The 23,837-nt window shown below is 36.9% G+C and carries 29 protein-coding genes and 1 pseudogene; 6 read left to right on the forward strand and 24 right to left on the reverse strand.

Features of this window, described 5'->3' with window-relative positions; genetic code table 11:
* The first annotated feature begins 179 nt into the window (after nucleotides 1-179).
* On the forward strand, nucleotides 180-1,406 hold the full coding sequence (locus tag MWM02_RS17935) for an Nramp family divalent metal transporter (RefSeq protein WP_244402609.1): 1,227 nt from the start codon (nucleotides 180-182) through the stop codon (nucleotides 1,404-1,406).
* Nucleotides 1,407-1,492: 86 nt separating this feature from the next.
* Here the strand turns inward: MWM02_RS17935 and MWM02_RS17940 are convergent, their stop codons facing one another.
* The 3 genes from MWM02_RS17940 to MWM02_RS17950 form a co-directional block, all read right to left on the reverse strand.
* Nucleotides 1,493-2,077 (reverse strand): DnaD domain protein, encoded by a 585-nt coding sequence (locus MWM02_RS17940; RefSeq protein WP_244402610.1) that lies wholly within the window; start codon nucleotides 2,075-2,077, stop codon nucleotides 1,493-1,495.
* 437 nt (nucleotides 2,078-2,514) lie between these two features.
* A complete protein-coding gene (locus MWM02_RS17945; protein ID WP_244402611.1) occupies nucleotides 2,515-3,396 on the reverse strand; it encodes an IS3 family transposase in 882 nt (293 codons plus the stop codon).
* Nucleotides 3,393-3,710, reverse strand: a complete 318-nt coding sequence (locus MWM02_RS17950) for a transposase (RefSeq protein ID WP_244402447.1) — start codon at nucleotides 3,708-3,710, stop codon at nucleotides 3,393-3,395. Before MWM02_RS17950 ends, MWM02_RS17945 begins: the two co-directional genes overlap by 4 nt.
* A 352-nt stretch (nucleotides 3,711-4,062) precedes the next feature.
* Here MWM02_RS17950 and MWM02_RS17955 point away from each other — a divergent pair, with 352 nt between their 5' ends.
* From MWM02_RS17955 to MWM02_RS17965, 3 genes are all read left to right on the forward strand, one after another.
* Nucleotides 4,063-4,545 (forward strand): DUF2975 domain-containing protein, encoded by a 483-nt coding sequence (locus tag MWM02_RS17955; RefSeq protein ID WP_064551489.1) that lies wholly within the window; start codon nucleotides 4,063-4,065, stop codon nucleotides 4,543-4,545.
* Nucleotides 4,546-4,555: 10 nt separating this feature from the next.
* Nucleotides 4,556-4,777 carry a helix-turn-helix domain-containing protein gene (locus tag MWM02_RS17960; RefSeq protein ID WP_064551487.1) on the forward strand — a complete coding sequence of 74 codons (222 nt, stop codon included), beginning with the start codon at nucleotides 4,556-4,558 and terminating at the stop codon, nucleotides 4,775-4,777.
* A 401-nt stretch (nucleotides 4,778-5,178) separates the two neighbouring features.
* Nucleotides 5,179-5,994: a DUF817 domain-containing protein gene (locus MWM02_RS17965; protein ID WP_244402612.1), complete on the forward strand. Its 816-nt coding sequence runs from the start codon at nucleotides 5,179-5,181 to the stop codon at nucleotides 5,992-5,994.
* Between the two features lie 717 nt (nucleotides 5,995-6,711).
* Here MWM02_RS17965 and MWM02_RS17970 read toward each other — a convergent pair.
* From MWM02_RS17970 to groES, 17 genes and pseudogenes are all read right to left on the reverse strand, one after another.
* Nucleotides 6,712-7,179: a YrvL family regulatory protein gene (locus MWM02_RS17970; protein WP_081260262.1), complete on the reverse strand. Its 468-nt coding sequence runs from the start codon at nucleotides 7,177-7,179 to the stop codon at nucleotides 6,712-6,714.
* A 169-nt stretch (nucleotides 7,180-7,348) separates the two neighbouring features.
* Nucleotides 7,349-7,579 carry a hypothetical protein gene (locus tag MWM02_RS17975; RefSeq protein ID WP_244402613.1) on the reverse strand — a complete coding sequence of 77 codons (231 nt, stop codon included), beginning with the start codon at nucleotides 7,577-7,579 and terminating at the stop codon, nucleotides 7,349-7,351.
* 162 nt (nucleotides 7,580-7,741) lie between these two features.
* Nucleotides 7,742-8,272 carry an AAA family ATPase gene (locus MWM02_RS17980; protein ID WP_244402614.1) on the reverse strand — a complete coding sequence of 177 codons (531 nt, stop codon included), beginning with the start codon at nucleotides 8,270-8,272 and terminating at the stop codon, nucleotides 7,742-7,744.
* Between the two features lie 98 nt (nucleotides 8,273-8,370).
* The gene (locus tag MWM02_RS17985; protein WP_244402615.1) at nucleotides 8,371-8,838 is read right to left on the reverse strand and encodes a GNAT family N-acetyltransferase; all 468 of its coding nucleotides are present in this window, start codon (nucleotides 8,836-8,838) and stop codon (nucleotides 8,371-8,373) included.
* Nucleotides 8,839-8,998: 160 nt separating this feature from the next.
* Nucleotides 8,999-9,436: a GNAT family N-acetyltransferase gene (locus tag MWM02_RS17990; protein ID WP_042412069.1), complete on the reverse strand. Its 438-nt coding sequence runs from the start codon at nucleotides 9,434-9,436 to the stop codon at nucleotides 8,999-9,001.
* Between the two features lie 125 nt (nucleotides 9,437-9,561).
* Nucleotides 9,562-10,161, reverse strand: a complete 600-nt coding sequence (locus MWM02_RS17995; RefSeq protein ID WP_244402616.1) for a GNAT family N-acetyltransferase — start codon at nucleotides 10,159-10,161, stop codon at nucleotides 9,562-9,564.
* Between the two features lie 248 nt (nucleotides 10,162-10,409).
* A pseudogene (locus MWM02_RS18000) lies at nucleotides 10,410-11,039 on the reverse strand (class I SAM-dependent methyltransferase).
* A 497-nt stretch (nucleotides 11,040-11,536) separates the two neighbouring features.
* On the reverse strand, nucleotides 11,537-12,046 hold the full coding sequence (locus MWM02_RS18005; RefSeq protein ID WP_064551482.1) for a GNAT family N-acetyltransferase: 510 nt from the start codon (nucleotides 12,044-12,046) through the stop codon (nucleotides 11,537-11,539).
* A gap of 204 nt (nucleotides 12,047-12,250) precedes the next feature.
* The gene (locus MWM02_RS18010; RefSeq protein WP_256462224.1) at nucleotides 12,251-13,129 is read right to left on the reverse strand and encodes a DUF4238 domain-containing protein; all 879 of its coding nucleotides are present in this window, start codon (nucleotides 13,127-13,129) and stop codon (nucleotides 12,251-12,253) included.
* Between the two features lie 53 nt (nucleotides 13,130-13,182).
* Nucleotides 13,183-14,351, reverse strand: a protein-coding gene (locus MWM02_RS18015) for an IS3 family transposase (protein ID WP_244402618.1) whose coding sequence is annotated in 2 segments (ribosomal slippage) — nucleotides 13,183-14,084 and nucleotides 14,084-14,351 — 1,170 coding nt in all. Because the reading frame shifts where the segments join, the coding sequence is not laid out codon by codon here.
* Nucleotides 14,352-14,920: 569 nt separating this feature from the next.
* Nucleotides 14,921-15,013, reverse strand: a complete 93-nt coding sequence (locus MWM02_RS19515; RefSeq protein WP_346015951.1) for a hypothetical protein — start codon at nucleotides 15,011-15,013, stop codon at nucleotides 14,921-14,923.
* Between the two features lie 168 nt (nucleotides 15,014-15,181).
* A complete protein-coding gene (locus tag MWM02_RS18020; RefSeq protein WP_244402619.1) occupies nucleotides 15,182-15,781 on the reverse strand; it encodes a hypothetical protein in 600 nt (199 codons plus the stop codon).
* A gap of 87 nt (nucleotides 15,782-15,868) precedes the next feature.
* A complete protein-coding gene (locus MWM02_RS18025; RefSeq protein ID WP_244402620.1) occupies nucleotides 15,869-16,477 on the reverse strand; it encodes an HNH endonuclease in 609 nt (202 codons plus the stop codon).
* Between the two features lie 489 nt (nucleotides 16,478-16,966).
* Nucleotides 16,967-17,167 carry a GIY-YIG nuclease family protein gene (locus tag MWM02_RS18030; protein ID WP_244402621.1) on the reverse strand — a complete coding sequence of 67 codons (201 nt, stop codon included), beginning with the start codon at nucleotides 17,165-17,167 and terminating at the stop codon, nucleotides 16,967-16,969.
* A gap of 341 nt (nucleotides 17,168-17,508) precedes the next feature.
* Complete coding sequence (locus tag MWM02_RS18035) at nucleotides 17,509-18,420, reverse strand: tyrosine-type recombinase/integrase (protein WP_244402622.1); 912 nt, start codon at nucleotides 18,418-18,420, stop codon at nucleotides 17,509-17,511.
* A 128-nt stretch (nucleotides 18,421-18,548) separates the two neighbouring features.
* Nucleotides 18,549-20,168, reverse strand: a complete 1,620-nt coding sequence (gene groL, locus MWM02_RS18040; protein WP_064551426.1) for a chaperonin GroEL — start codon at nucleotides 20,166-20,168, stop codon at nucleotides 18,549-18,551.
* 70 nt (nucleotides 20,169-20,238) lie between these two features.
* Nucleotides 20,239-20,523, reverse strand: a complete 285-nt coding sequence (gene groES / locus MWM02_RS18045; protein WP_064551425.1) for a co-chaperone GroES — start codon at nucleotides 20,521-20,523, stop codon at nucleotides 20,239-20,241.
* Nucleotides 20,524-20,797: 274 nt separating this feature from the next.
* Between groES and MWM02_RS18050 the strand changes: the two genes are divergently transcribed.
* Both MWM02_RS18050 and MWM02_RS18055 read left to right on the forward strand, forming a co-directional pair.
* Complete coding sequence (locus tag MWM02_RS18050) at nucleotides 20,798-21,538, forward strand: CPBP family intramembrane glutamic endopeptidase (RefSeq protein ID WP_064551424.1); 741 nt, start codon at nucleotides 20,798-20,800, stop codon at nucleotides 21,536-21,538.
* On the forward strand, nucleotides 21,535-21,720 hold the full coding sequence (locus MWM02_RS18055; RefSeq protein ID WP_064551423.1) for a YdiK family protein: 186 nt from the start codon (nucleotides 21,535-21,537) through the stop codon (nucleotides 21,718-21,720). The genes MWM02_RS18050 and MWM02_RS18055 overlap by 4 nt, the downstream gene beginning before the upstream one ends.
* 12 nt (nucleotides 21,721-21,732) lie before the next feature.
* On the opposite strand, the gene tatC is transcribed toward MWM02_RS18055, so the two are convergent.
* Genes tatC through moaC form a run of 4 tightly spaced genes read right to left on the reverse strand, consistent with a single transcriptional unit; the run spans nucleotide 21,733 to nucleotide 23,820 of the window.
* Complete coding sequence (gene tatC, locus MWM02_RS18060; RefSeq protein WP_244402623.1) at nucleotides 21,733-22,479, reverse strand: twin-arginine translocase subunit TatC; 747 nt, start codon at nucleotides 22,477-22,479, stop codon at nucleotides 21,733-21,735.
* Nucleotides 22,480-22,499: 20 nt separating this feature from the next.
* A complete protein-coding gene (gene tatA / locus MWM02_RS18065; protein ID WP_244402624.1) occupies nucleotides 22,500-22,655 on the reverse strand; it encodes a twin-arginine translocase TatA/TatE family subunit in 156 nt (51 codons plus the stop codon).
* A gap of 15 nt (nucleotides 22,656-22,670) precedes the next feature.
* On the reverse strand, nucleotides 22,671-23,309 hold the full coding sequence (locus tag MWM02_RS18070) for a redox-sensing transcriptional repressor Rex (protein WP_064551420.1): 639 nt from the start codon (nucleotides 23,307-23,309) through the stop codon (nucleotides 22,671-22,673).
* The gene (gene moaC, locus MWM02_RS18075; RefSeq protein WP_244402625.1) at nucleotides 23,299-23,820 is read right to left on the reverse strand and encodes a cyclic pyranopterin monophosphate synthase MoaC; all 522 of its coding nucleotides are present in this window, start codon (nucleotides 23,818-23,820) and stop codon (nucleotides 23,299-23,301) included. Before moaC ends, MWM02_RS18070 begins: the two co-directional genes overlap by 11 nt.
* Nucleotides 23,821-23,837: the final 17 nt, after the last annotated feature.

The following is a 23,837-nucleotide window of genomic DNA, read 5'->3' on the forward strand; positions in this document are numbered from 1 at the left end:
CCATAAGAACTCCTTTATCATCGATTTTATCGTTTACTATTCCACAAATATAGCGCAAAACCTTTTTTACCGCTGAAAACGTATTTCATAAACTTAACAAAGTAGACATGAACAATTATTTCAAGTAATATGATAACAAATATACATAATTTTTAGAATAATTTTGTGAGGGGATGGGCATGAAAAGCAGCGGTAAATGGAATATCATCGGTCCCGGACTGATTGTCGCAGCTACGGGGGTCGGAGCGGGTGACCTTGTAGCAGCGCTCGTCGCCGGAACAAACTACGGTCTTGTATTTGCCTGGTCCATTATTGTCGGAGCGATCTTGAAGTTTGTCCTGAATGAAGGGGTAGGCCGCTGGCACTTACTGAGTGGAAAGACGATTTTTGAAGGCTGGCAGTCGATGGGAAAATGGGCTTCCGTCTATTTCGGCGTTTACGCCCTTATCTGGGGATTCGTATACGGAGCAGCCGGCACATCGTCTTGCGCGCTGGCGATGTCCGCAATGATTCCGGCAACTCCGCTATGGGCATGGGCGATCATCCACGGAATCGCAGGGTTTGCCCTCACTTGGTCGGGACGCTTTCGACTATTTGAGCGCGCCATGAACATACTGGTCGGTCTTATGTTTATCACTGTCGTCGGCTCGGCCGTCCTCGCCCTTCCAAAGCTTAGCGGATTATGGCATACGGCGGTGCCTGACTTGCCAAAAGGCTCACTTCTTTATGCGCTCGGATTGATCGGTGGAGTGGGCGGTTCTATTACAATGGCTTCTTACGGTTATTGGATTCAAGAAAATGGCTGGAAAGACCGCTCTTATGTTTCGGCAATGCGCTACGATTCGGCGATTGCCTATATTGTGACAGCTATTTTTACTTTATCGCTCCTTGTGCTCGGCGCGGCGCTACTATATGGAACAGATGTAAGCATCAGCGGCGAACAAGGGCTTGTATCATTTGCGTCCATTATGGGAAACGAGATTCATCCGGCTGCACGTTGGCTGTTTTTGCTTGGTTTCTGGTCCGCCTCATTTACATCTGTCGTCGGCGTATGGAACGGGGTTTCCTATTTGTTCGCCGATTTTATCCGAAATCTGCGGAAATCACACATCGATAAAAGAAAGTTAAACCAAACAAAAGCGTTCCGCTTCTACATATTTTGGTTGACCTTCCCGCCGATGCTGCTCCACTTTATCGGCAAACCGGTCGGCTTAATTATCGCGTACGGCGCGTTAGGAGCATTATTTATGCCATTTTTGGCCATCACGTTGCTATGGCTTTTAAACTCAAAAAAAGAATTGCCAGAAGAAGGACGAAACCATTGGCTATCGAACTTATTCCTCGCCCTTTGCCTTGTGCTGTTTGTCGTCTTAGCAATTAATGAACTGCGGAATACATTTAGGTGAGAAAAGCAAACTGAAAGGAGTTACACGACCTTTAAAAATTGCCAAAATGATAAATACGTATTGATTATTATAGCAATCGCCAAAATTCAATCATTTTTTGTTTGCTCATGGAGTTCAACTATTCTTTCTAGCTCTTCTGGCGTATATCCTTTTTTTCTCATTTTATCTATAAATGCACTCCAGTTATGCTTTGTAGATTTAGCTTTTTTATTTTGCCATTCACGATTATATTTTATTTCTCGCTTAGCCATTTCTATAATTTCCATAGCTTCTCTTACTGTTTCGACTCGTTTTCTCGCCCAATGACTGGCAATTCTCTCCGTATATTCTTTAGGCAGCTTCACGACTGTGATCGACATGATAAAATAAATAAGAACATTAACCACACCAGCGTTTAACTTTTGATATTTCATAATATCACTTATTGTGATTAAATCTTTTATGTCGGGCTCTATTCTCCCCTTTAAATGATAAAGTAATTCCATCGGTGAAAGTTCTTCTAATTTTTTTATTAACTGTTCCTCTTTTGTCGTTGGTTCTTTATCGATAAATTCACGCAATTCTTCAGGTTGTGTTTTTGTTACATGATGCAAAACCTCGTCTATTACATTAAATTCCTTATGGCTTTTATATTTATTAAGCAACACTTTTTGCAAATCATTCATATTCATTGTTTCACCCTCATATCTAATAATTCTCTTTCCACAAATTAGTCTCCAAATCGCACTACACCATATTGACCAGTTTATAGCATGTCAGTTCATAAAATCATCTCCATTTTTTTCTTTAGTTTATAAGAAAAAATAGAATATTCAAAGCGAAATTTTTATGCATGAGAAACATCTCATAATTTCTTATGTTCACTTTTGTTGTGTTTTTGAATTTCCGATTTTCTACAACTTTGAACAACAAAAAAAGGACTACCTCCTTTTTTGAACATATCCCTGTCAAGTAGACAGTGTTTAAAAAGACCCTCTCATCAGCTTCATCCATCATAGTTGATTGGACTTTGTCAGTGTCAAGGAAATCACTTGACACTGACAGCCCATCAACTAATTGGCAGACAAGCTGATGGAGGAGCTACTCTAGTCATCCGTGATTCCTTGTATTATGCACATACCTTCTTTCTGTATTGTACAGGGCTAAGGTATGTAAGTTTCCTTTGAATGCGCCTATTATTATAAAACTCCATATATTTATGAACAGCTGCTTCCAGGTCATCCATGGAGTGAAATTCCTCAAGATATATACATTCTGTTTTTAGATGGCTAAAAAAGTTTTCTATACAAGCATTGTCTAAACAGTTTGCTTTTCTGGACATACTTGGAATCATACCATGTTGTTTGAGAGTTGCGTGGTATTCATGGGATGTGTACTGGAACCCTTGGTCACTGTGTAAAATGGTTCCATTCACATCTCGTTTTTTTATTGCTTCGTCTAAGGTATCAAGAACCAGTTGAACATCATTTCTTTTACTGATTCGGTATGAAATCACTTCCCTGTTAAAGAGATCATAGATAACGGATAAGTATAGACGCTGGTTGTCCCAAAGGAGATAAGTAATATCTGTCACCCATTTCTCATTCGGTTTACTCGCTGTAAATTGTCTATTTAATACGTTCGGTACCTTCATTCTTTCCGAACCTTTTCGGTAGGCCTGCTTTTTTCTGCGAATTTTCGCCTGAAGATTCATTAGCTTCATTAAGCGATAAATACATTTGTGATTGATTCTCCACCCGTATTCCCGCAAAATGTATGCCTTTGCTCTTGGATAACCATAAGTTCCATTGGATACTTCATAGGCTTCCACGATCAAATTCATGATGTCTTGATTTCTTAAATCTCTCACTGTGGTTACATTTTTTCGTTTCAGCCACTTATAATAACCGCTTCTGGAAACACAAGCTATCTTACATAATAAAGAAATAGGATAGGAACTACTAAGATCATGAATGATGGAATAGAAGACGGTTTTGTCTCTGGTTTTCACCTCCTTTTCAAGGCAATAAGCTTTTTTAAGAATTCATTTTCTGCTTTTAGTTTTCGATTTTCTTCTTCTACTGTTAATGGCTTCTTTCTTGGGCGGCCCCGTTTAGAGGAAATGGTTTTTCCTCTACGTTCTTTTAGTCCTTCTTCTCCATACTGTTGATAGTTCTTTACCCAAATGCGTACCCTTTTAGGATCTTTGATCCCCATTCTCTTGGCTACTTTTCGATACCCTAATTGTTCATTCAAATACATCGTCACTGCACGTAATTTAAATTCAAAACTATAGCTTGTGTATTTTGCATCTGATTTATCCAAAAAAATCCCTCCTGTATAGCAGTGTGTCCTTTTTCTACACTGTCTACACAAGAGGGATAATATCATATAAAAAGATAGTTTTTTTATTTACTTGATTCCGATAACTAAACTATCCCGTGCAGCTTCATGTACTTAAACTAACGTTACAGGTTAGTTGAACAAGTTGTAAATTGAATAGTTTAAAGTTACAGAGTATTTCTTTGTAATGAGGAATGCTTTTTATCTTTGTCTAAAATTAAAAGGATATTTCTATAAAACAATAAAAATATAATAAAAATAAATAATAATTTATTGTAAAACGATAAAATGCGTATTAAAATCAAATTAACAATAAATAAGTGAGGTGCTTTTTATGAAACAAGGATCAACATTGTTTTTAAAAATAGCTGTTTTTATTATCGGAGCTCCAGTTCTTGCTTTATGTATATTTGGGTTGCCTATGTTAGCTAAAGAAGCAACAGAAAGTAATTCGGAGTTCGCTTATGTACTATATGGCTTTTTAATAGTTATGTATGTATCGGCGATACCATTTTTCTTCGCTCTGTATCAGGCTTTTAAACTTTTAAGTTATATTGACAAGAACAAAGCTTTCTCGGAATTATCTGTAAAGGCTTTAAAGAATATAAAATACTGTGCAATCACAATCAGTATCTTGTATGTGCCAGGTTTGCCATTCTTCTATATCGCTGCGAAGTTAGAAGACGCCCCAGGTATCATGCTAATCGGATTGGGCATTATTTTTGCTTCAACGATTATTGCAGTCTTTGCTGCTGTTCTTCAAAGGCTTTTACAAGAAGCCATCGATATAAAATCAGAAAATGATTTAACGGTCTGAGGTGAATAACATGCCAATTATAATCAATCTTGATGTGATGTTGGCTAAAAGGAAAATGAGCCTTACAGAACTTTCGGAGAGGGTTGGAATCACGATGGCTAATCTTTCTATATTGAAAAATGGAAAGGCAAAAGCTATTAGATTCTCAACTTTAGAAGCTATATGTAAGGCATTAGATTGTCAACCTGGAGATATTTTAGAATACAAAAGTGACGAAAACGCTCAAGGATAATAAAGTGGGGATATTTTACAGGATGTTATTGTTGACATTTTTTTATAAGTAATAATCCTTTCAAAAATGGTGGTAGTAGGAGGGTTAACATTTAATTTTTACGTTGGCAATCTCCTATTCCACCATGATATTCTGAGTTTCTATCATTGCTGTAATAATATCCATTATCAAATGAATCAAATTTATAAAAGGGAAGTTACTCATGAATTTAACCATTCATATTTTTTTTGGAGATTTTGGAAATAAAAAGGCATTAGATGATATAAATCTTCTTTAAATAGCCTTTTAAAATAAAAGAAATTATTCGACGGTGAACCTATGTACATAACTCTAAATCTATTTAGCTACTATACTAAGCAGGACTTACATATATTCAGAAAAAACCTTTGGAGGCACAAATCATGAGAGCACTAAAACAACTCGTTCGTTTTGGTTGGGAGCAGGCCCTATCATGTTTGTTTCCTGTCGTTATTTTTGCCTCTTTGGCTTTTACACAAATCATGCCACTTCCCTTTCTACCACGGTATGACTGGCTGCTCATCATCTGCCTTCTGATGCAGTGGTGGATGGTGCGTTCTGGGCTTGAAACACGGGATGAACTAAAGGTTATCACATTGTTCCACCTTATTGGACTTGCTCTTGAACTTTTCAAGGTACATATGGGCTCCTGGTCTTATCCAGAGGAAGGATATTTCAAAATTTTTGGAGTGCCTTTGTATAGTGGATTCATGTACGCAAGTGTAGCGAGTTATCTTTGCCAGGCGTGGAGGAGGTTTAAGGTTGAACTGATTAAGTGGCCACCGTTTTTGGTAGTTGTACCTCTTGCAGCTGCGATTTATTTGAATTTTTTCACCCACCATTATTGGATTGACGTTCGTTGGTGGTTATCTGGACTTGTAATTATCGTCTTTTGGCAATCATGGGTCACATTTGAGGTTGATGGAGCTCGTTACCGTATGCCACTCGCACTTTCTTTTGTGCTCATCGGATTTTTTATATGGATAGCCGAAAATATCGCAACGTTCTTTGGAGCTTGGGAATATCCAAACCAAACCGATGCATGGAGTCTCGTTCATCTAGGAAAGGTGAGTTCATGGTTCTTATTAGTGATTGTTAGCTTTCTTATAGTAGCGACGTTAAAGCAGGTTAAAGGAAAAATTGTTTCACCCAAGAAGGATAAGGTTCAAGAGGCGTTTGATAATCATTTAAAGGAATGAGATAGAGGTTCTTTTTAAGCTATACCCACTAATGAAAGCTCATATCGGGCGCTTTTTCAGAGTAACGATAAAAGCCCAATTTCTCATTGTAATGCTGAGAAATTGGGATTTTTTATATTTACTTATAGTGCAAAATAACGCTTAAAATAGATGCAAAATAACTCCTAAAGTGACACTAGACTGTAAAAATGGTGCCAATACTATTAAGTTTTGTCACCTTTAGTCATCTCGAACATAGGACGATAGTTACGTTGGGGGGATATGTTGAAAGACAGGAGCGGGAATTACTCGTCTCGAGAATAGTTTGAAAAATCCTATTCAATCGGATAAAGAACGGACTTATTTTCATTTATGTAATTGCTTTCGATATTCATTAGGATATTACTCACACTTTAACTCACTAAATGCTTCTTAGCTTATCCATTATTTGAGTCGTGTCGGACATTTTACCGAATGCGTGTGTGGATGAGAGTGGTTCTATATCAAACCCACACATTAACACGGAACTCTACAGCAGGCTTTCAGAATACTCTCAGATTCACTCCTAAGCATAACTTATTTAAAGGGGGAAGTTTAGGGAGAACTTTTAAACGCCTCTATGAGCCATTCTGAGCGTGTGAAGCGTATGTGTAGGACTCACACTCGCTATGCTTTCACTAACCTGTTCGTTAGCACAAAAAAAAGCGTTTCTGCTTAAGAATAGGTAAGGGTTTAAAGTTATCGCCCTCTTTTCAATTTCCTTTTTTCTGTATCCTCAAAAGCAATTTCAATCAAAAAAAATAATAAAACAGCAAGTATTTCAGTCGTAAATGGAATAGTAATACCACTAATCATTTCATCTGCCGTATGAAATGATAGCCAAGAAAATGTGCAGTCAATCATCATCCTTGTGAAAAATGATTTATATTTACCTCTTAAATTCTGTGTTGCAAACCTAATGAAAGCAATTGAAATAAAATCAAGTATAAATCCAATAAGGAAGAAAAACAGAACAAACAGTAAAAGTGAAGAAAAAGATTCGTACTTCACTCCAAATAAATTCAAAAAACCTGTAATCCCAAAGAAAATGCTACCAATAATAAAAGCAACCGAAAGAATTACAAGTAATGTTAATGCTGTAACAACAATTATCTTTTCTAAAAAATTCATTTCATTGAATGAACTATTATTACCATTCTTATTCAATGTTCTGATAACTCCTTCTTGGATAATTAACTATTGTTGACTAACAATCTATAGCTTATTGTAACAAACAATAAAGGGAACTAATACACTGATTCGCAGCAGGAATTACATAATGACCCTCAGACTCAATCCTATGCAAAGTGGAAGGGAGAAGAGGGGATAGAACCTCTTAAAAAGCCACCACGAGCAATTCTGACCGTCTATCATATTTATTCTCCATTTTTTTGTTCATTTTCTTTTCAACAAAATATCCTATAAATGCCAAACCCATGGAGAACCCTAATACAACAGAAAATGCCGTTCCTATATTCAAATCATCCTTAAAAACTGCGTTCAAAATAAGGTTACCGATGAAAAAAGCAAAAAAGTACATTAAGAATTTTATAATAGTACGCTTCAAGTTATTCACCTCGTTAACTAGTATAACCCTTTTGCAGAACCGCTGCTGTTGTCGTACCTTCCTACATCCGTTAGCACAATAAGGAAAAAGCGATACTCCTTGTCGAAGTATCGCACCCCTTATCCACCCATACCACATTTTACGGCACCACATTTATGGAAGTTAATTCGTTCTTCCATGGGAGTTAAAGTATTTTTTAATCTCGGTGTTATCCTTTAGAATTATCAACTTGTCATTGTATTGGCTTAACATATTTAATATTTCTGGTTTACTTTCGTTCTCAAAATAATAATTCCACTCAAACATCTTCATAAATATTTTAAAAGTTGGTTTATAGTTTGCTTTTTCAAGCCCAATTTTTTGCAAAATAAATCTCTTTATAATTCTAAATGTCCTTTTAGAATAGTCTGTATCTAAAAATATAATCAATTCTGCATTCTGAAAACTTGGAAGTACCCACTTATGATGAACACCTTCTACAATCCAAGCATCAGAATTAATTATATTATTCAGATATTCGTCTCTTTCTTCTTCACTTCTTCTTATATCCCCAGATTTACACCTTTTCCAAACAACGTTATCTAATTCGTAGAACGGAATATTTAGCTTAGACGATAGGGTTCTTGCTAATGTTGTTTTTCCACTTCCCACCGAGCCAATAATATGTATTTTGTTAGGTATATTACTTTCCATTAAGACCACCACTTAGTAGATAATTAATATAATACCTTTTCTATATAAGTCCGATATTACCTTCTTTCTTGTTCAACTAAACTGCTTCGTTAGTTAGATTAAATTTCCTTTTTCATGACTACGGTTTTTACTGGAAAACCATTAGGATTTGTTACAACTTCTTCCTTACAAATAATGTACCCAACTGATTTATATAACTGTATATTCTGTGGAAGGGACATTCGAACTCTACACCATATTTCTGTCTTTCCATATTCTTTTGCATAATTTTCAAGCCACGATAGCATAGACTTTGCTATTCCTTTTCCCCTTGCTTCAGGACAAACAGAGAGACGGAAGAAATAAAGAGAATTCTTATCTGTTTTAAACCTCACAGAACCAACTGGAACTCCATCCCTAAAGCAAAGCAGGGCTTTTTCGGAGCCGTTTTTTAATGACTCTTCAATGGAGCTTACAGTTTCATTAAGTGCGCTTGATGGAACATCCATATTCCTATATTCCTCAAAGGCTAAAACCATAATTTGATGAATCAAATGTGCATCTCCCGCATTTGCCAATCGAATCACAAAAATCCCCCCAAAATTTTGGATAATGCTGATTAGCTTCTATATGCCTTCTTTGATTTAACTGCCTGTTAGCCATCTTAAAGCAATCTTCACCACAGATGATGAAAGTTAATTCGTTCTTCCATGGGAGTTGAAAGGATGGGTTCAGCCTCATTATCTTTTACAATGGTAAACTCATAGTAATGTTTCTTGAATGAAAACCCATTTTCTCATAAAGTTTAATAGCAGGGTTTCCCACAAATACACTAAGTCGAACTTCAGGGTATCCTTCTTGTTTTAAACGGTCAATAGCACTACTCAGTAACTGTTTAGAAACCCCTTTTCCTCTGAATTCTTCTAGAACAAAAAGTTCATATATAAATCCAATCCTTTTATCAGTAAATTGGTCTTTGTTTTCCCCAATCAAAATCCAGCCCATTAATTTATCGTCTTCTGTTGCGATTAAATAATAACATCCTTTCTTTAAGAGTGGTTCTACAAGTTGCTTAATTTTCTCGCCAGTCGGTTTTACTTTACCCAATGTTCCTTCAAACATGGCTTGTGGAGAACGTGCCATAATTTGTTTAAGTTCACTATCGGTGGATTTTCTAATATCCATTTCGTAACGTTCACACCTTCCGTATCATTCTACTCAGTTTAGCATATACCACCCAGAATCTTATTCTACTGAACTCCCCCGTTAGCCACCCATGCATCGCTTCGCGGCACCACAGATAATGGAAGTTAATTCGTTCTTCCATGGGAATTGAATAAGGGATTATTCTTTTTAAACTCATTCCATTCCTCACGAAGAATACCCATCCGAATGGAATCATAGTATTCGCCATTATAGTAGCGGCATTTTCTCATTCTCCCTTCTAATCGCATTCCCAATTTTTCCGCACATCTTATCATTCGTGGATTTCCAGACCAAGTCGTCAACCCCACTCTCTCAATGGTTAGATTTTCAAAGAGATAGTCAATCCATAAAGATAATGCTTCCGTTCCAAATCCACCATTCCAATGTTCAGGAGAATATATGACAATTCCAATTTCAAGCCATCGTGTACGTTTGTCTTCCCAATAATAGCTAACCATACCTACAATTTGACCTTGATATTCAATAATCATTTGGCTTGGTACATCCGTAAAGTTCATTCTTTCTTCCATTTTCTTAGAAAACTCTTCAAAGGTACAAAATTCAAGTGGATAATAAGGAGCATCGTACTTTTTCCATTCTGGATTCTCCACACCATATATCAGGTTATACAAAATTGGCAAATCATCGTGCGTTGGTGTCCGCAGAGATATTCTTTTTCCTGTCAGCAACAACTTTTGTAACATATATCCACCCCCTATCTTACAGAATTCAACAATCTATGCTATTATCCCTTTTCTAAATATGGGATTCTTATAGTGAAATAAGCTTTTGCTCAAAATTATAAATAATTACATAATCCGAAGAGCTTTCGTTTTTAAAGCACTTTGGGAAATGAATAAAATATGCGTTCCATCTTCAAGTAAAGCCGGCCGCTAGTTTCAACAAGGTTTATTTAACAGAAAAAGGACGACGCTGAACGCCGTCCTTTCTGTTACCCTTTTTTTATTTTTAACATCGAATTAGCATTTTTCTGAAATTCATATGGAACTTTAACCTCTTCGACCGTACATCCATTTTCTGTGAGGTAATTTACTAAATTATCCAAATGCTCATATCGTTTTCCTTCTAAATCCACTAAAGGGAAAATCCGAATTTCCTCTTTAGAAACCCTTAATAACTCATTTAGCGTCGCTATATGAAATGGATAATCTAATCAGTCAGCATACATAAATAGAAAATGTACCGAAAGAATAACATCAAATTCCGCATCCTTAAACGGTAAAAAAGGTAAGGTAACAGGAATATATCGTTCGCCCGATTCCCTCATATCGCTAACACAATCTTTTAAAGCACTCAAACGATGTTTTTTGAGACCTTCTACATCTTTAAAATAATCCCAAACATAATTATTTTTCGCTTTTTCCATTTGTTCCATCGCATGTTCAATGTCTTGCAAACCTTTAAGTTCAAGGTCTTCCACCGAATGATAATAGGCGATATCACATGCGGTTACGTCTAATCCTAATTTGTTACCTAATGCCGCAAACGAACATGCCCCTGCTGGGCAGTCCAGTATTTTCTTTCCCTTCAACTCTTCTACCGAAAGAGAAAACATGTCCATATACTCTTCAAACGTTCTGCCAATAAAAATGATTCATTCTAAATCTAATTTTGTACTCTGCTCTGCTTTATTCAACTAAAATCACCTCTCCTAACTAATTGAAACCATTTTAACATAAAAATTTAGTAATTTTAGCCACCTTTTTTATGAAAGAATTTGAATAATGTTATTTGTTGTTCTTCTCAAGATGGCAAGTGAAACATTCGTCAAAAGCCACTTATAGAAATTAGAATAATCAAACCCTCAACAAAAAAAGCATTACTTTCTGCTTGTTGAAGTAATGCTTCCGTTTGTGGCCCCCCCTTGGTTACACTTTTCTATTTTCTTTCTGATAATATTTTATCTATTTTTTGCTCAATACAATTTACCTTTTGTTTAGGCTCTGTTGTTATCATTAATTGTTAATTTTCGACCAAATGAAAAGCCACCTTATGATGATAAGGCAGCTTTTTTTGTACATATTTTATTTAACTATCGCATCCTTAGTTCAATAACCCTTAGTTACTTTCTTTAACCCCCGAGTATATATAATGGTTCTTACCGAAAATAAATACTTCTTTTTCCTTAGTGAAACCAATCTTCTCTGCCACACGAATGGATGGAATATTTTTTGGGTCAATAATGCTTATCAGCTTATTTAAACCCAATGTATCAAACGCATATTCCTTGCACGCTTTGGCTGCTTCTGTTGCGAACCCCTTTGACCAATATTTTTTATGAATGTGGTATCCAATCTCCACTTCTATATTGTCATTTATTTTTTGTTTAACAAGACCACAATCCCCGATAAATTCATTCGTTTCCTTCAAACAAACAGCCCATAATCCATAACCATCATTCCGATATCTATCTTGATTTCGTTTAATCCAGTCTTGAGTTTGCTGAATGCTGAAAGGGGCTGGATAAAACTTCATTGTTTCTGGGTCAGAAAAAATATTATGTAGAGAAGTAATATCTTCATCCCTATACTGTCTTAATATCAACCTTTGTGTTTCAAGAACAACCATTTCCCCATACCCTTTCCCTTTTGTTTAATCTCACGTTTTAACTAATATTATTTGATTTAAGAGAATGAATTCCTTGCTTCTTCAACCTTTTCTGCCCGTTAGCCAACTATGAAGCGAGCTTCACCACAGATGATGGAAGTTAATTCGTTCTTCCATGGGAGTTAATTGTGATACAGTTGCTTGTAATATCTTAAGTTAGGATTATTATTTCGTCTCTAACGTAAATTTTTTAGCATAAGGTCTCATAGGTCCACCCATATGCACGGGTAAAGGCATCTTAATAAATTCTTTACGAATTTTAAAGAAAGATAATTTTATTCTTTCGGTCACTTTTCTAGGAGAATAGGCAATCAACTTATTGTATTTGTCCCCTAAAACTTGTATTTCTTTGTCTAATTGCGAAATTGAGTGTTTGTTACAACTCCTTATTAACCTATTTATATAAGATTCTTTAACATTTTCATTGAAAAACAAATAAGCATACGAATTTAAGTAAAATAATTTGTTAATTTCATCTATTTGCTTTCCATTATGTATTTCAATAATTCCGTCCTCATTTGCTGTATAATCATAAAGAATATGGTCAAATAGACAAATACACATTTTAGGTGAGATTGGGAAAAATAATTGAATCCCCATATTTCCTAATCCGTATCCTCTAAGAGTATAATTTCTTTGAACATACATTTGATTATATCTTACTAACGGATTGTCTGATGTTATAAACTGTCTGTCATTCTTACTTAACAACAGAACGCAACCTAAATCAAGTAGTATAGGATATAATTCTAATGAAGCCTTTATTGGGTTTAAATTTGGAATGGTCATTGAAATGGTCATTTTGTCAATAATATCATCTGGAACATTAATACGTTCATCCATCTTTGCGATGATTTTTATTTGTCTGTTTATGAAGTTATCTATAGAATCAGCAGTTTTTAAATTTCGTGCTTCACTTAGTAATAAGAATAATAAGAGTAAATGATAGTCCTCGCTATCTTTGGGAGGAATTCTTGAAGTTCTTATAATTGTGTTAATTATTTTGGAACACTGATTTTCTATTTTCATTAGCATGTCTTCAATTTTGGTATTATGTCAAGAAAATGGACACGTTAAACAGAGAGAAATAGCTGAACTTAGGCAGCTACTTTTCTCTGGTTAGCGTAGTAAGCAGCCTCAAATTCACATGGCGATACATATTCAAGAGCGGAATGACTCCTTTTTCGGTTGTAGAAGCATTCGATGTACTCAAAAATGGCTTGTTTCGCTTCTTTTCGCGTACGGAATCGATTGGGATAGATGCATTCTTTCTTGATTAAGCTATGAAACGACTCCATACAAGCGTTGTCGTAACAGTTCCCACGTCTCGACATACTGACTTGGAAATGATGCTCTTGTAACAGTTGTTGATAACCATTCGACGCATACTGGCTTCCACGATCCGAGTGGTGAATCACTCTTCCTGTTGGTTTCTCGTTGTTTAACGCTCGTTGTAAGGCTTTGATGACTAACTCTTTGGTCATTCGTGTATCGATATACCAACCTACGATCTTTCGTGTATATAAATCCATGATGCTCGCTAAATACAACCATCCTTCATCAGTAGGAATGTACGTGATATCGGCCATCCATACTTCATTTGGAGCCGTTGCTTGGAAATTCTGTTCCAACAGATTCGCATACACGTTGTAAGGGTGATTACTATTGGTCGTTGCCTTGTATTTACGCACCGTAATTGATCTCAATCCTTCTTCGCTCATGATACGAGCGACTGTCTTTTGAGACACACGAATTCCTTGTTTGCGTAGTTCTTGCGTAATTTTCGGACTTCCGTAAATCTTGCGTGACTTGAGATACTCGTTCCGAATCTGTTGGGTCAGTTGTTCTTTTTTCTCTTTTTGGTTGCTTTTTGGGCGTTTCAGCCATGCATAATATCCACTTTTAGAAACACCGAGAACTTGGCACATCTTCACAACAAGAAATTCATTTCGATGTTGAAAAATGAACGCGTAAATTACTTCTGGTTTCTGGTGAAGATGCCTAACGCCTTTTTTAAAATCGCTAATTCCTCTTCCAGCTCTTGATTGCGACGGCGCAATTCGATGATTTCTTGATTTTGTGGCTTGATGTTTCCTGAACCTACAAAGCTTGTGCCATTGCTTTCTTTGTATTCTTTGACCCAACGGTGAAGAGTGTTGTATGCCAATCCTAATTCTTTTGCCACTTGGGCGATGGACTTGTCCCCCTCCAAGCATAACTCAACGGCTTGAATCTTGTATTCTTGATCAAATGTTCTCTTTTTCATGATTGGACACCTCGAACCGATTGTAATTAAGTTTATTATAATCTCTCTGTTCTCTGTGTCCACTTTTTAGACTAACATCATAGTGATTAAAGTCATAAGCAAACGATGTATACACGTTTCGAGATTTACTTTAAAAATACTTATTGTTTGAGGTATTTTTATTGGATGAAAAGCACCAAATATCCGTCTCGCATCGGACATTTTTTACACTGTAGCGTGTGAGTTAACGTACTACCTCCTATTTTCGTAACAAGAGGAGCATAAAATGTGGAAATTAGCTCCCCTATATAAACAAAAAGAGATGAGAGCCCTCATCTCTTTCAAGTTCTAAACTTATTCTTAATTTATATAGTCAATTAAAGGACTTGTTTTTATAGCCATTTCAACAATTATTACATCGTTCGGTGATTGCAAATAAAGTTTTGTAATGGATATAACTTCATTCCCCAACAAACATAACAAGTTGTACAACATCTAAATATTTCAGAACTCCTATAAGGCCTTTCTACTGCCTTCTCGTCCTCTTGCTTTGGATAAAGCCACTCAGTCTACACCCGTTCATTGACTACTTATCGTTCCATCTCTGCAATAGTTCCAAACATATGGAATAAAAATTGCCCCATTGTGATAGATGTATCAATTCCATCTTTAATAGAATGTATAGTTTTTGAAACACTCGCTCCTAAATTTTAATGATAAAGTAGCCATAAATTGTATTGCTATTCAAACATCGTTTTAACTATTTAACTTTTGACTCTAGAGTCAAATTAAGACATCTTTATGAAGTATATTAAACAAGTGATGAATACTTTTTTCATTCTATCTTTTATTTATTCATCGCTATCTATTCTATACCTTTTCTCTTTATCTTTTCTATACATCATGTATTGTATTAAAGAAGAAGGAAAAAAGTGTCTAGCACTATACTTTTGTCGTATATAAGTATCTATCCTTCTATAAATAAAGTCCTCTATATGTTCGAGCGAAAAGGTTAAGAAAGTATCTGTATTTTGGACCTTATGTTCTGAAACAACAAGCTTCAAAAATTGTTTTCTATTACATTGCAATATAAAGTAATTATCATTTGCGGAAAGCATTTCTTTTACCTCGAATTTTGAAAAGCCTATTCTATTAAGAGCATATTTCACTTTTTGATGTTCAAAAGCTCTCGTAAGGTCTGCTCCTGGTCCTGTTTTTACTTCGCATAGAACTCCTAACACATCATAGTTCTTTAGATAACTAAACAACTTCTCATCCCAGTCATCTATATTACCACCTATTGGTTCTTTAACATGTGGTAATCGAATAGCAAGTAAATCTGCATCACCATTCCAATTGTGCGGTGTTCGATGGTAGACAAAGTTATCTAATACAAAAAAACCATTAAAACGTAAATACCAATATGCAAGTTCTTCTCCGTAGTTCTTCATTTTTAATATATCCCCCTAAACGTCAAATAGTGCTTGTTGAATATGGAATATGTTTACTAAAATAATACACTGAATTGTCCGTATCACCTAAGGAGCAATTTTTAAACCACAAACCTCCTCTATGTTTTCTTTTATCTGTTTTATTCTACGTTCTAATTGTTCAATCTTCTGAAGAATTTGCTCTGCCTTAGTCTTTCTAACCCGATATTGGTCGTAAATAGTTTGCTCATTTATTGTTTCTAATAGCTGTTGGATATAATGTATTTTTTGCTCTAATTGTTGATTTTGCAGCATCCCTCTCCCCGCTATTGGTTCGTAATAATAAAGGTATTCCTCTGGGGAAAGGTCGCCTTTCTTTGTATTACATCTTTTGCAAGCACAAATACAATTTTTAAAACTCGATATGCCACCTTTTGATTTAGGGATAATATGGTCGATAGTGTCTCCGTACTCTCCACAATATTGACAAGTATAATTATCTCTTTCAAGAATCATTTGGCGAAATGTCTGTTTGTCATATAACTTATGGATAAGGGTTTCATGAACTATTCCTGCTACACCCTCTTCTACCATTAATACTGCTTGTTCATATGAAACTTTGTATTTAATCCTTTTCTTTGATGGCAATTTAACACGAACTTCGATATCTGACTTATTTAATAAACTTGGGTCATAAGAATATTGTGTAGGTGGCATCTTTATTTTATCTTTGCGATTTTTACAGGATTTACAGTACGACCTTCTTTTTCCCCTCCTTTTGATGTAAAGCTCTTATACCATTTTGTCTGACCACAAATCTTGCAAGTTTTGTATAAACGGCAAGTGTCATTTATCATAAGGATTAACTCCTTTTCTACCCAGTGCTATTAGCCTTTACAAGACAGCGAAAACAGAGACAGTCAAGAGTTCCAGTACAACGCACCTTTTTGGAATCTATTTGCTCCTGTTCTCCATATCGTTTATATTCAAAATTATCATCCCACTCTCTTTCAATGAGTACACATTCAAATGAGAGTAGAAACTCCTCTATAGAACCTCGTATATGAAGATTGTTTTCCTTAGCTATCCTCTTCACATCTTCTTCACTACCACCGAAAAACCATAATGCATCATTCTTTGATGGGTTAAAATACCATATCAAAAGGTGTTCTAATACATGAAGAACTGAATCCATATGTGGTTCTACTATAAGGACATACAGTAACGCACATCATCAGTAAGTTTTTGACTAGGGTGATAGTAATGAGAGTTAAGCCTATTCTTAAAATCGCCCCGACATGAGCCGACATATACAATGTCACCACATTCCTCACGGAACATGTATACTCCTGTTACACCTTCTAAAGATGTGACATTAAAACCTTTTGAATGTGTATATTTTTTCATTGACAATACCTCCTTTTTTAACATCGATTATAGTGGATTGAACCTTTACTGCGGAAATGGCTCACTAACTCAGCATTGAAAAGAATTGTTTTCTTGAAATATAAAAAAGAGAACGAGAAAAACTAAAAATAGATATATATGTCTAATTAATTTTTTTAAAATAGTAATAAAAAATTTTTCTTCAACTTTCGACATAATATTGTATTTTTATTCCATATGGATATGGGAGTAAAATTCAACAAACTTTACGCTCCATAAACAAAGAAAGAGAACAGTCATACAACTGCTCTCCCACTTTATTATATACAGTAAGGTAGAATGCTTATTGATTCTTAAATTCCTTAAATATCTAATGAATTTAGCGGATTATACTTATCATTTTGCTCTCGCAATTCGTTGCCCCACATTGCAACATACTTCATAGTAACCGCAATATTTCGGTGTCGCATAAGCTTTTGAATTGCAAAGGCACTCATACCAGACATGGCAAGACGATGGCAAAAAGTGTGGCGGAATGTGTGAGCGGAAACCCGTATATCTTTAAAATTCATTTTTTGCCCCAGATATTTGAAAACTAACATCAATGAATTATCAGTCATTTGAGTGTTATCCCGTTTCACAAAAACATAATCGCTTAAATTTCCCCAATATTGTTTACAGAAGGTTTGATATGCCGCCAGTTCTTTTGCCAACTTATCTGTAATAGGAATAGTTTCCTTTCTTCTGCTCTTTCCGAACACCGATATTGATTTATTTACAAAATCAATGTCAGACCATTGAGGGTTGATAATTTCACCTCGTCTTATCCCTGTGCCAAGAATTGTTACAATAATCATGTAATCTCGATAAGCAACATAACTTTTTTCTCGCCGTCTGATACGCCTGTAAAAGTTTAACATTTGATTAATTTGTTCATCGCTGAAAACCTCAATCTTAACGTCTTCTTTTTGTGGTTTAATTTTCTTGGCAGGGTTAGTTTTAATGACTCCACATTCAACTAAATAATTCAAAAATGCTCGAATCCTCAGCAATTTGGTGTTGATGGTTCCAGCTTTATCACCTTTTTCTTGACATTTTAAAAGATATTGCCTCACATGACTGTAAGTAATATCCTCAGCGTTTACCACTTCGTTCTCAATGCAATAGTCCACAAATTTCCCTAAAGTCATTTCATAATTTTTGATATTCGTTTTAGTCGTGTTCTTGAAGCGTCTGTCATCCAAAAAGTCTTGATAAGCGAATTTTAACAACAAAAAACCACTCCCTAAATGTTTTATAGGAAGTGGTTATTGCTGTTGATATAAATTATTTACATGACTACTTCTTAAAATGGAGGGAGAAATAGCCGTAGCTATTTCTCCCGATGAAAGACTCAAAAGCCTTACATCATCCCGCCCATGTCAGGCATTCCGTTGTTGCCGCCTTTGTTTTCTTCTGGTTTGTCAGCGACAACTGCTTCAGTTGTTAAGAACATAGCGGCAACAGAAGCTGCGTTTTGCAGAGCGGAACGAGTTACTTTTGTTGGGTCAACGATACCAGCTTCGATCATGTTTACCCATTCGCCAGTAGCAGCGTTGAAGCCGATGCCAGGTTTTTCTGTTTTTAAGCGTTCAACAATGACAGATCCTTCCAAACCAGCGTTTTGCGCGATTTGGCGAACTGGTTCTTCGATTGCGCGAAGAACGATTTTCACACCAGTTGCTTCGTCGCCTTCTGCTTCAATCGCAGCAACTTTGCTATATACGTTCATTAATGCCGTACCACCGCCGGCTACAATACCTTCTTCGACAGCCGCACGAGTAGAGTTGAGCGCGTCTTCAATGCGCAATTTGCGTTCTTTCAATTCTGTTTCTGTCGCCGCACCAACTTTGATGACCGCTACACCGCCAGCTAGTTTTGCTAGACGTTCTTGTAATTTTTCGCGGTCAAATTCAGAAGTAGTTTCTTCTAATTGCGCACGGATTTGGTTGATGCGAGCTTTAATGCGGTCAGAATCGCCAGCGCCTTCTACGATTGTCGTATTTTCTTTCGTTACAACAACTTTCGAAGCGCGGCCAAGCGATGCGATTGTTGTCGATTTTAATTCGCGTCCTAGTTCTTCGGAGATGACTTCACCGCCAGTTAAGATCGCGATGTCTTCCAACATTGCTTTACGGCGATCACCGAAGCCAGGCGCTTTTACCGCTACCGCAGTGAATGTACCGCGAAGTTTGTTTACAACTAATGTCGCAAGCGCTTCGCCTTCGACGTCTTCCGCGATGATTAACAATGGTTTGCCTTGTTGAACCACTTGTTCTAAGATAGGCAAGAGGTCTTGAATGTTCGAGATTTTTTTGTCAGTGATTAAGATATATGGATTTTCAAGCACTGCTTCCATTTTTTCCGTATCTGTGATCATGTATGGAGACGCATAACCGCGGTCAAATTGCATACCTTCGACAACATCTAATTCTGTTGTGAAACCTTTCGATTCTTCTAATGTGATAACACCGTCGTTGCCGACGCGTTCCATTGCTTCTGCGATTAATTGACCAACTTCTTCGTCAGCCGCAGAAATAGCCGCAACTTGCGCGATCGATTCTTTTCCTTGGATTGGTTTGGAGATTGCTTTTAATTCTTCTACCGCTACAGCAACTGCTTTTTCAATACCTTTGCGGATTCCCATTGGGTTTGCGCCAGCTGTAACGTTTTTCAATCCTTCGCGAATCATTGCTTGCGCAAGAACTGTCGCTGTTGTTGTACCGTCCCCAGCAACATCGTTCGTTTTGCTTGCAACTTCAGCAACAAGCTTCGCACCCATGTTTTCAAATGGGTCTTCTAATTCGATTTCTTTCGCGATTGTTACACCGTCGTTAGTGATTAATGGAGAACCGAATTTTTTCTCTAACACAACGTTACGGCCTTTTGGACCTAACGTTACTTTTACTGCATCAGCTAGTTTGTCCACACCGCGCAACATCGCGCGACGAGCTTCTTCGCTGAATTTAATTTCTTTTGCCATACCCCGTTACCTCCTTATAAAATGAAATCGTTAAGTATTTTTTGCATATCTATGTTATCAACGCTGTATATTAACCAATAACAGCCAAAATATCGCTTTCACGCAAAATTAAGTATTCTTTGCCGTCATATTTCACTTCTGTACCCGCATATTTCGAAAAGATAATGCGATCGCCAACTTCCACTTCTGGAGCTACACGTTGACCGTTGTCAAGCACGCGTCCTTTTCCAACGGCAACAACTTTACCTTCTTGTGGTTTTTCTTTCGCAGTATCTGGCAATACGATACCGCTTGCAGTTTTTTCTTCCGTTTCAACGATTTCAATGACAACGCGATCACCTAATGGCTTTAACACGGAAAACAACCTCCTTAACATAATTTTCGCCGTTCTTATTAGCACTCGTCGATGTCGAGTGCTAACACACTTATAATATTAATGAACTTCTCTTTTTTTTGCAAGTAGGAAATACAAAAAAATAACATGTTTTTTCTCGTTTCTTCCCCTTAAATTATTTCATATTTCCACAAAATCTAAACAACAACAGTCGATTCTTTTTTGTCATTTTTTATAAAAGATATGCTACAATACGGAAAGTATCATTATTTTATCAGTAAAGGGGTAAGTTTCGTTGAAACGGCGCTATTGGTATGTCATTATTACGTACGTCATCATGCAGCTATCAGGTCTCGTAGGAGTCCCGTTGTTGCATTTTCTCGGTGTCGGAAAACATGCAAAAAATGACTTTGTCGCGGCGGAGATCGCCTCTGGCTATTGGGCAGTGATCAGCTTTTCCATTGCTTTTCTCCTCATCCTCTTTTTCTTGCGCGAGGATATAAAACAGCGGCACACCCGTTATGGTGTTCCGTTATCAACAGCATGGATGTGGGCTGTCGGCGGCTTCTTTTTGTCGTTGTTCGCTCAAAGCATTGCCGCCAATATTGAATGGCGCTTGCTCGGTATCGAGCCTGGTTCAGAAAATACAAAACGAATTGTCGATATCATTCAGGTCACACCATTATTGATGGTTGTCACTTCCATCATTGGGCCAATTTTAGAAGAAATTATTTTCCGCAAAATTATTTTCGGAACGCTATATCAAAAATATAACTTTTTCATTTCCGCGCTAGTTAGTTCGCTTTTATTTGCCATCGTCCATATGGAACTTGAACATCTGCTATTGTATGCGACAATGGGATTCACTTTCGCGTTTCTCTACGCGAAGACAAAACGCATTTTCGTTCCGATTTTTGCCCATGTCACCATGAATACGTTCGTCGTATTCGTACAGACGATATTTGCCGATGATATTGAAAAAATGATGCGGCAAACAGAACATATACAATTCATTATTTGGAGGCTTTTAGTATGATGAAAGGGTCACCATTGCAATTCGCGCTTTTCTATTTCCTTATGGGCATACTATTTACTTACTTGTCGATTCAAAGCGCCGATGAAACCATTTGGAATTTTTTCACGATCGTTCTTGCAATACTGGCTACGCTCGATTTTGGCACCGCAATTCGCTTATTGGTGCTCTACTTTAAAAAATAAACCTCCCGCGCATCACGGGAGGTTTTCTTGTTCCTTCTGCGCCAATAACACTTTTCGATAAGCCATTTTCGAAATCCAAATGCTAATTTCATATAAAATCGAAAGCGGAATCATGACAATGACTTGTGACAGCACGTCCGGCGGCGTAATAACCGCCGCCAAAATCAATAAGGCTAAATATGCATATTTGCGCACCTTCACTAACAACATCGGTGTAATCAAGCCAAGCCTTGTTAAAAACATCACAACGACCGGTAGCTGAAATACGATCCCAAACGGTAAGACAAGATGAAGTAAAAATTGAAAATATTCATTAACACCGATAACTTGATGAATGCCAAGACGTTCTGCCAAATTTTTCATAAAGCGAACAACAAAAGGAAATAGGACGAAATACGCAAAGCTAACGCCGGCTAAAAAGAGAAAAATCGAAATCGGGATGTAACTTAACGTAACTCTTCGTTCTTTTTCATACAGCCCGGGACTGACAAACGCCCAAATTTGATAAAGGAGAACCGGGGCGGTCAGAATAAACGCAATGACAAACGCAAATTGAAAATAAATTTTTATCGGGTCTGTCAGACGAAAGGCGTTCATCGTCAATTCTTTCGCTTCATCCGTCTGCTGCAAATACAAAATGACGGGCTCCACGAAAAAAAAGCTGGCGACAAGCGCGATGATAAAAAACACAACAACGATAATAAGCCGTTTTCGCAATTCTCCTAGGTGTTCATACACCGACATTTCTTTATCGTCCATATTTCAATCATCCTAACAAATCATAATTGATCTTGTTTTTTTTCATCCTCATCCGCCAGCCCTTTTGTCGCATCTTTAAACTCACGCAGCGATTGGCCGAGCGACTTGCCCAACTCCGGGAGTTTTTTTGTTCCAAACAATAATAAAATAACAAGCACAATTAACAAATATTTCACTTTTCATTCTCTCCTTTATTCGGCTGGATAATTTTTCAAGAAATAGACTAGCGATTGCAGTTCAACCGCCAAATCAATATGGTGGACGCGAATATGCTTCGGCACGTTCAAACGGGCTGGCGTAAAGTTTAAAATTCCTTTAATTCCTTTTTGAACAAGACGATCGGTAATCCATTGCGCTACGTGGGCCGGAACAGTCAAAATCGCGACAGGAATGCCCTCGTGAAGACGGGTTTCCAGCTCGTCCAAATGATATACAGGCACACCGCCAACTTCTTTCCCTATTTTCTTTTCATCTACGTCAAATGCCATCACAATTTTTGTGTTGTTGTTTTTCGAAAAATTATAATTTAAAAACGCCGTCCCTAAGTTTCCAACGCCGAATAGCGCCACTTCGGTAATCTCATCTTGATCAAGCGTCTTGCGAAAAAAAGACAATAAATAATTGACATTATATCCGTATCCTTTTTTGCCAAGCGCACCGAAATAAGAAAAATCGCGGCGAATTGTCGCAGAGTCGACCTTCACTGCCTCACTCAACTCCGCGGAAGAAACCCGTTGTTTTCCTGAAGCATGTAAATTTTTTAAAAAGCGGTAATACAATGGCAAACGTTTTGCAGTTGCTTGCGGAATTTTTGGTTGTTCATTGCTCATTCACAAATCCCCCAGCATGACTTTTTTCTCGTTGATAATGGCCTGATTTCCCACCTTTTTTTTCCACTAAATAGGTTGGACCAATGACCATTCCTTTATCTAACGCCTTACACATATCATAAACCGTCAGTGCACAAACAGAAGCAGCCGTTAGCGCTTCCATCTCTACTCCTGTACTTCCTTTCGTTTTGACTGTTACGGTAATCACCAGCTCATATAACGCTTTTTCTTCCTCGACATGCCAAGCAAACTGGATGTCGACTCCTTTTAACATAAGAGGATGGCACATCGGAATTAAATCCGGCGTCTTTTTTGCCGCCATAACGCCAGCTATTTGCGCAACAGCAAGCACATCCCCTTTTTCAATAGCGTGGTTCGTCATTTTTTCGTAAATTTCTTTATTGACGGTCACGCTCGTCCGCGCCACTGCTACACGAACTGTGTCTTCCTTTTCTGTAATATCGACCATTTTTGCGCGACCTTGCTCATTAAAATGCGTAAATGTTGTCAATGTAATCTCCTCCAATT

It is taken from the genome of Parageobacillus sp. KH3-4 (genome assembly GCF_022846435.1).
In the GTDB taxonomy this organism is placed as follows: domain Bacteria; phylum Bacillota; class Bacilli; order Bacillales; family Anoxybacillaceae; genus Parageobacillus; species Parageobacillus thermoglucosidasius_A.

Coding starts and splice junctions, on each gene's coding strand:
- MWM02_RS17935 (WP_244402609.1), top strand. CDS start 180: ATGAAAAGCAGCGGTAAATGGAATATCATCGGTCCCGGACTGATTGTC.
- MWM02_RS17940 (WP_244402610.1), bottom strand. CDS start 2,077: ATGAATATGAATGATTTGCAAAAAGTGTTGCTTAATAAATATAAAAGC.
- MWM02_RS17955 (WP_064551489.1), top strand. CDS start 4,063: ATGAAACAAGGATCAACATTGTTTTTAAAAATAGCTGTTTTTATTATC.
- MWM02_RS17960 (WP_064551487.1), top strand. CDS start 4,556: ATGCCAATTATAATCAATCTTGATGTGATGTTGGCTAAAAGGAAAATG.
- MWM02_RS17965 (WP_244402612.1), top strand. CDS start 5,179: ATGAGAGCACTAAAACAACTCGTTCGTTTTGGTTGGGAGCAGGCCCTA.
- MWM02_RS17980 (WP_244402614.1), bottom strand. CDS start 8,272: ATGGAAAGTAATATACCTAACAAAATACATATTATTGGCTCGGTGGGA.
- MWM02_RS17990 (WP_042412069.1), bottom strand. CDS start 9,436: ATGGATATTAGAAAATCCACCGATAGTGAACTTAAACAAATTATGGCA.
- MWM02_RS17995 (WP_244402616.1), bottom strand. CDS start 10,161: ATGTTACAAAAGTTGTTGCTGACAGGAAAAAGAATATCTCTGCGGACA.
- MWM02_RS18005 (WP_064551482.1), bottom strand. CDS start 12,046: ATGGTTGTTCTTGAAACACAAAGGTTGATATTAAGACAGTATAGGGAT.
- MWM02_RS18020 (WP_244402619.1), bottom strand. CDS start 15,781: ATGAAGAACTACGGAGAAGAACTTGCATATTGGTATTTACGTTTTAAT.
- MWM02_RS18025 (WP_244402620.1), bottom strand. CDS start 16,477: ATGCCACCTACACAATATTCTTATGACCCAAGTTTATTAAATAAGTCA.
- MWM02_RS18030 (WP_244402621.1), bottom strand. CDS start 17,167: ATGAAAAAATATACACATTCAAAAGGTTTTAATGTCACATCTTTAGAA.
- groL (WP_064551426.1), bottom strand. CDS start 20,168: ATGGCAAAAGAAATTAAATTCAGCGAAGAAGCTCGTCGCGCGATGTTG.
- MWM02_RS18055 (WP_064551423.1), top strand. CDS start 21,535: ATGATGAAAGGGTCACCATTGCAATTCGCGCTTTTCTATTTCCTTATG.
- tatC (WP_244402623.1), bottom strand. CDS start 22,479: ATGGACGATAAAGAAATGTCGGTGTATGAACACCTAGGAGAATTGCGA.
- MWM02_RS18070 (WP_064551420.1), bottom strand. CDS start 23,309: ATGAGCAATGAACAACCAAAAATTCCGCAAGCAACTGCAAAACGTTTG.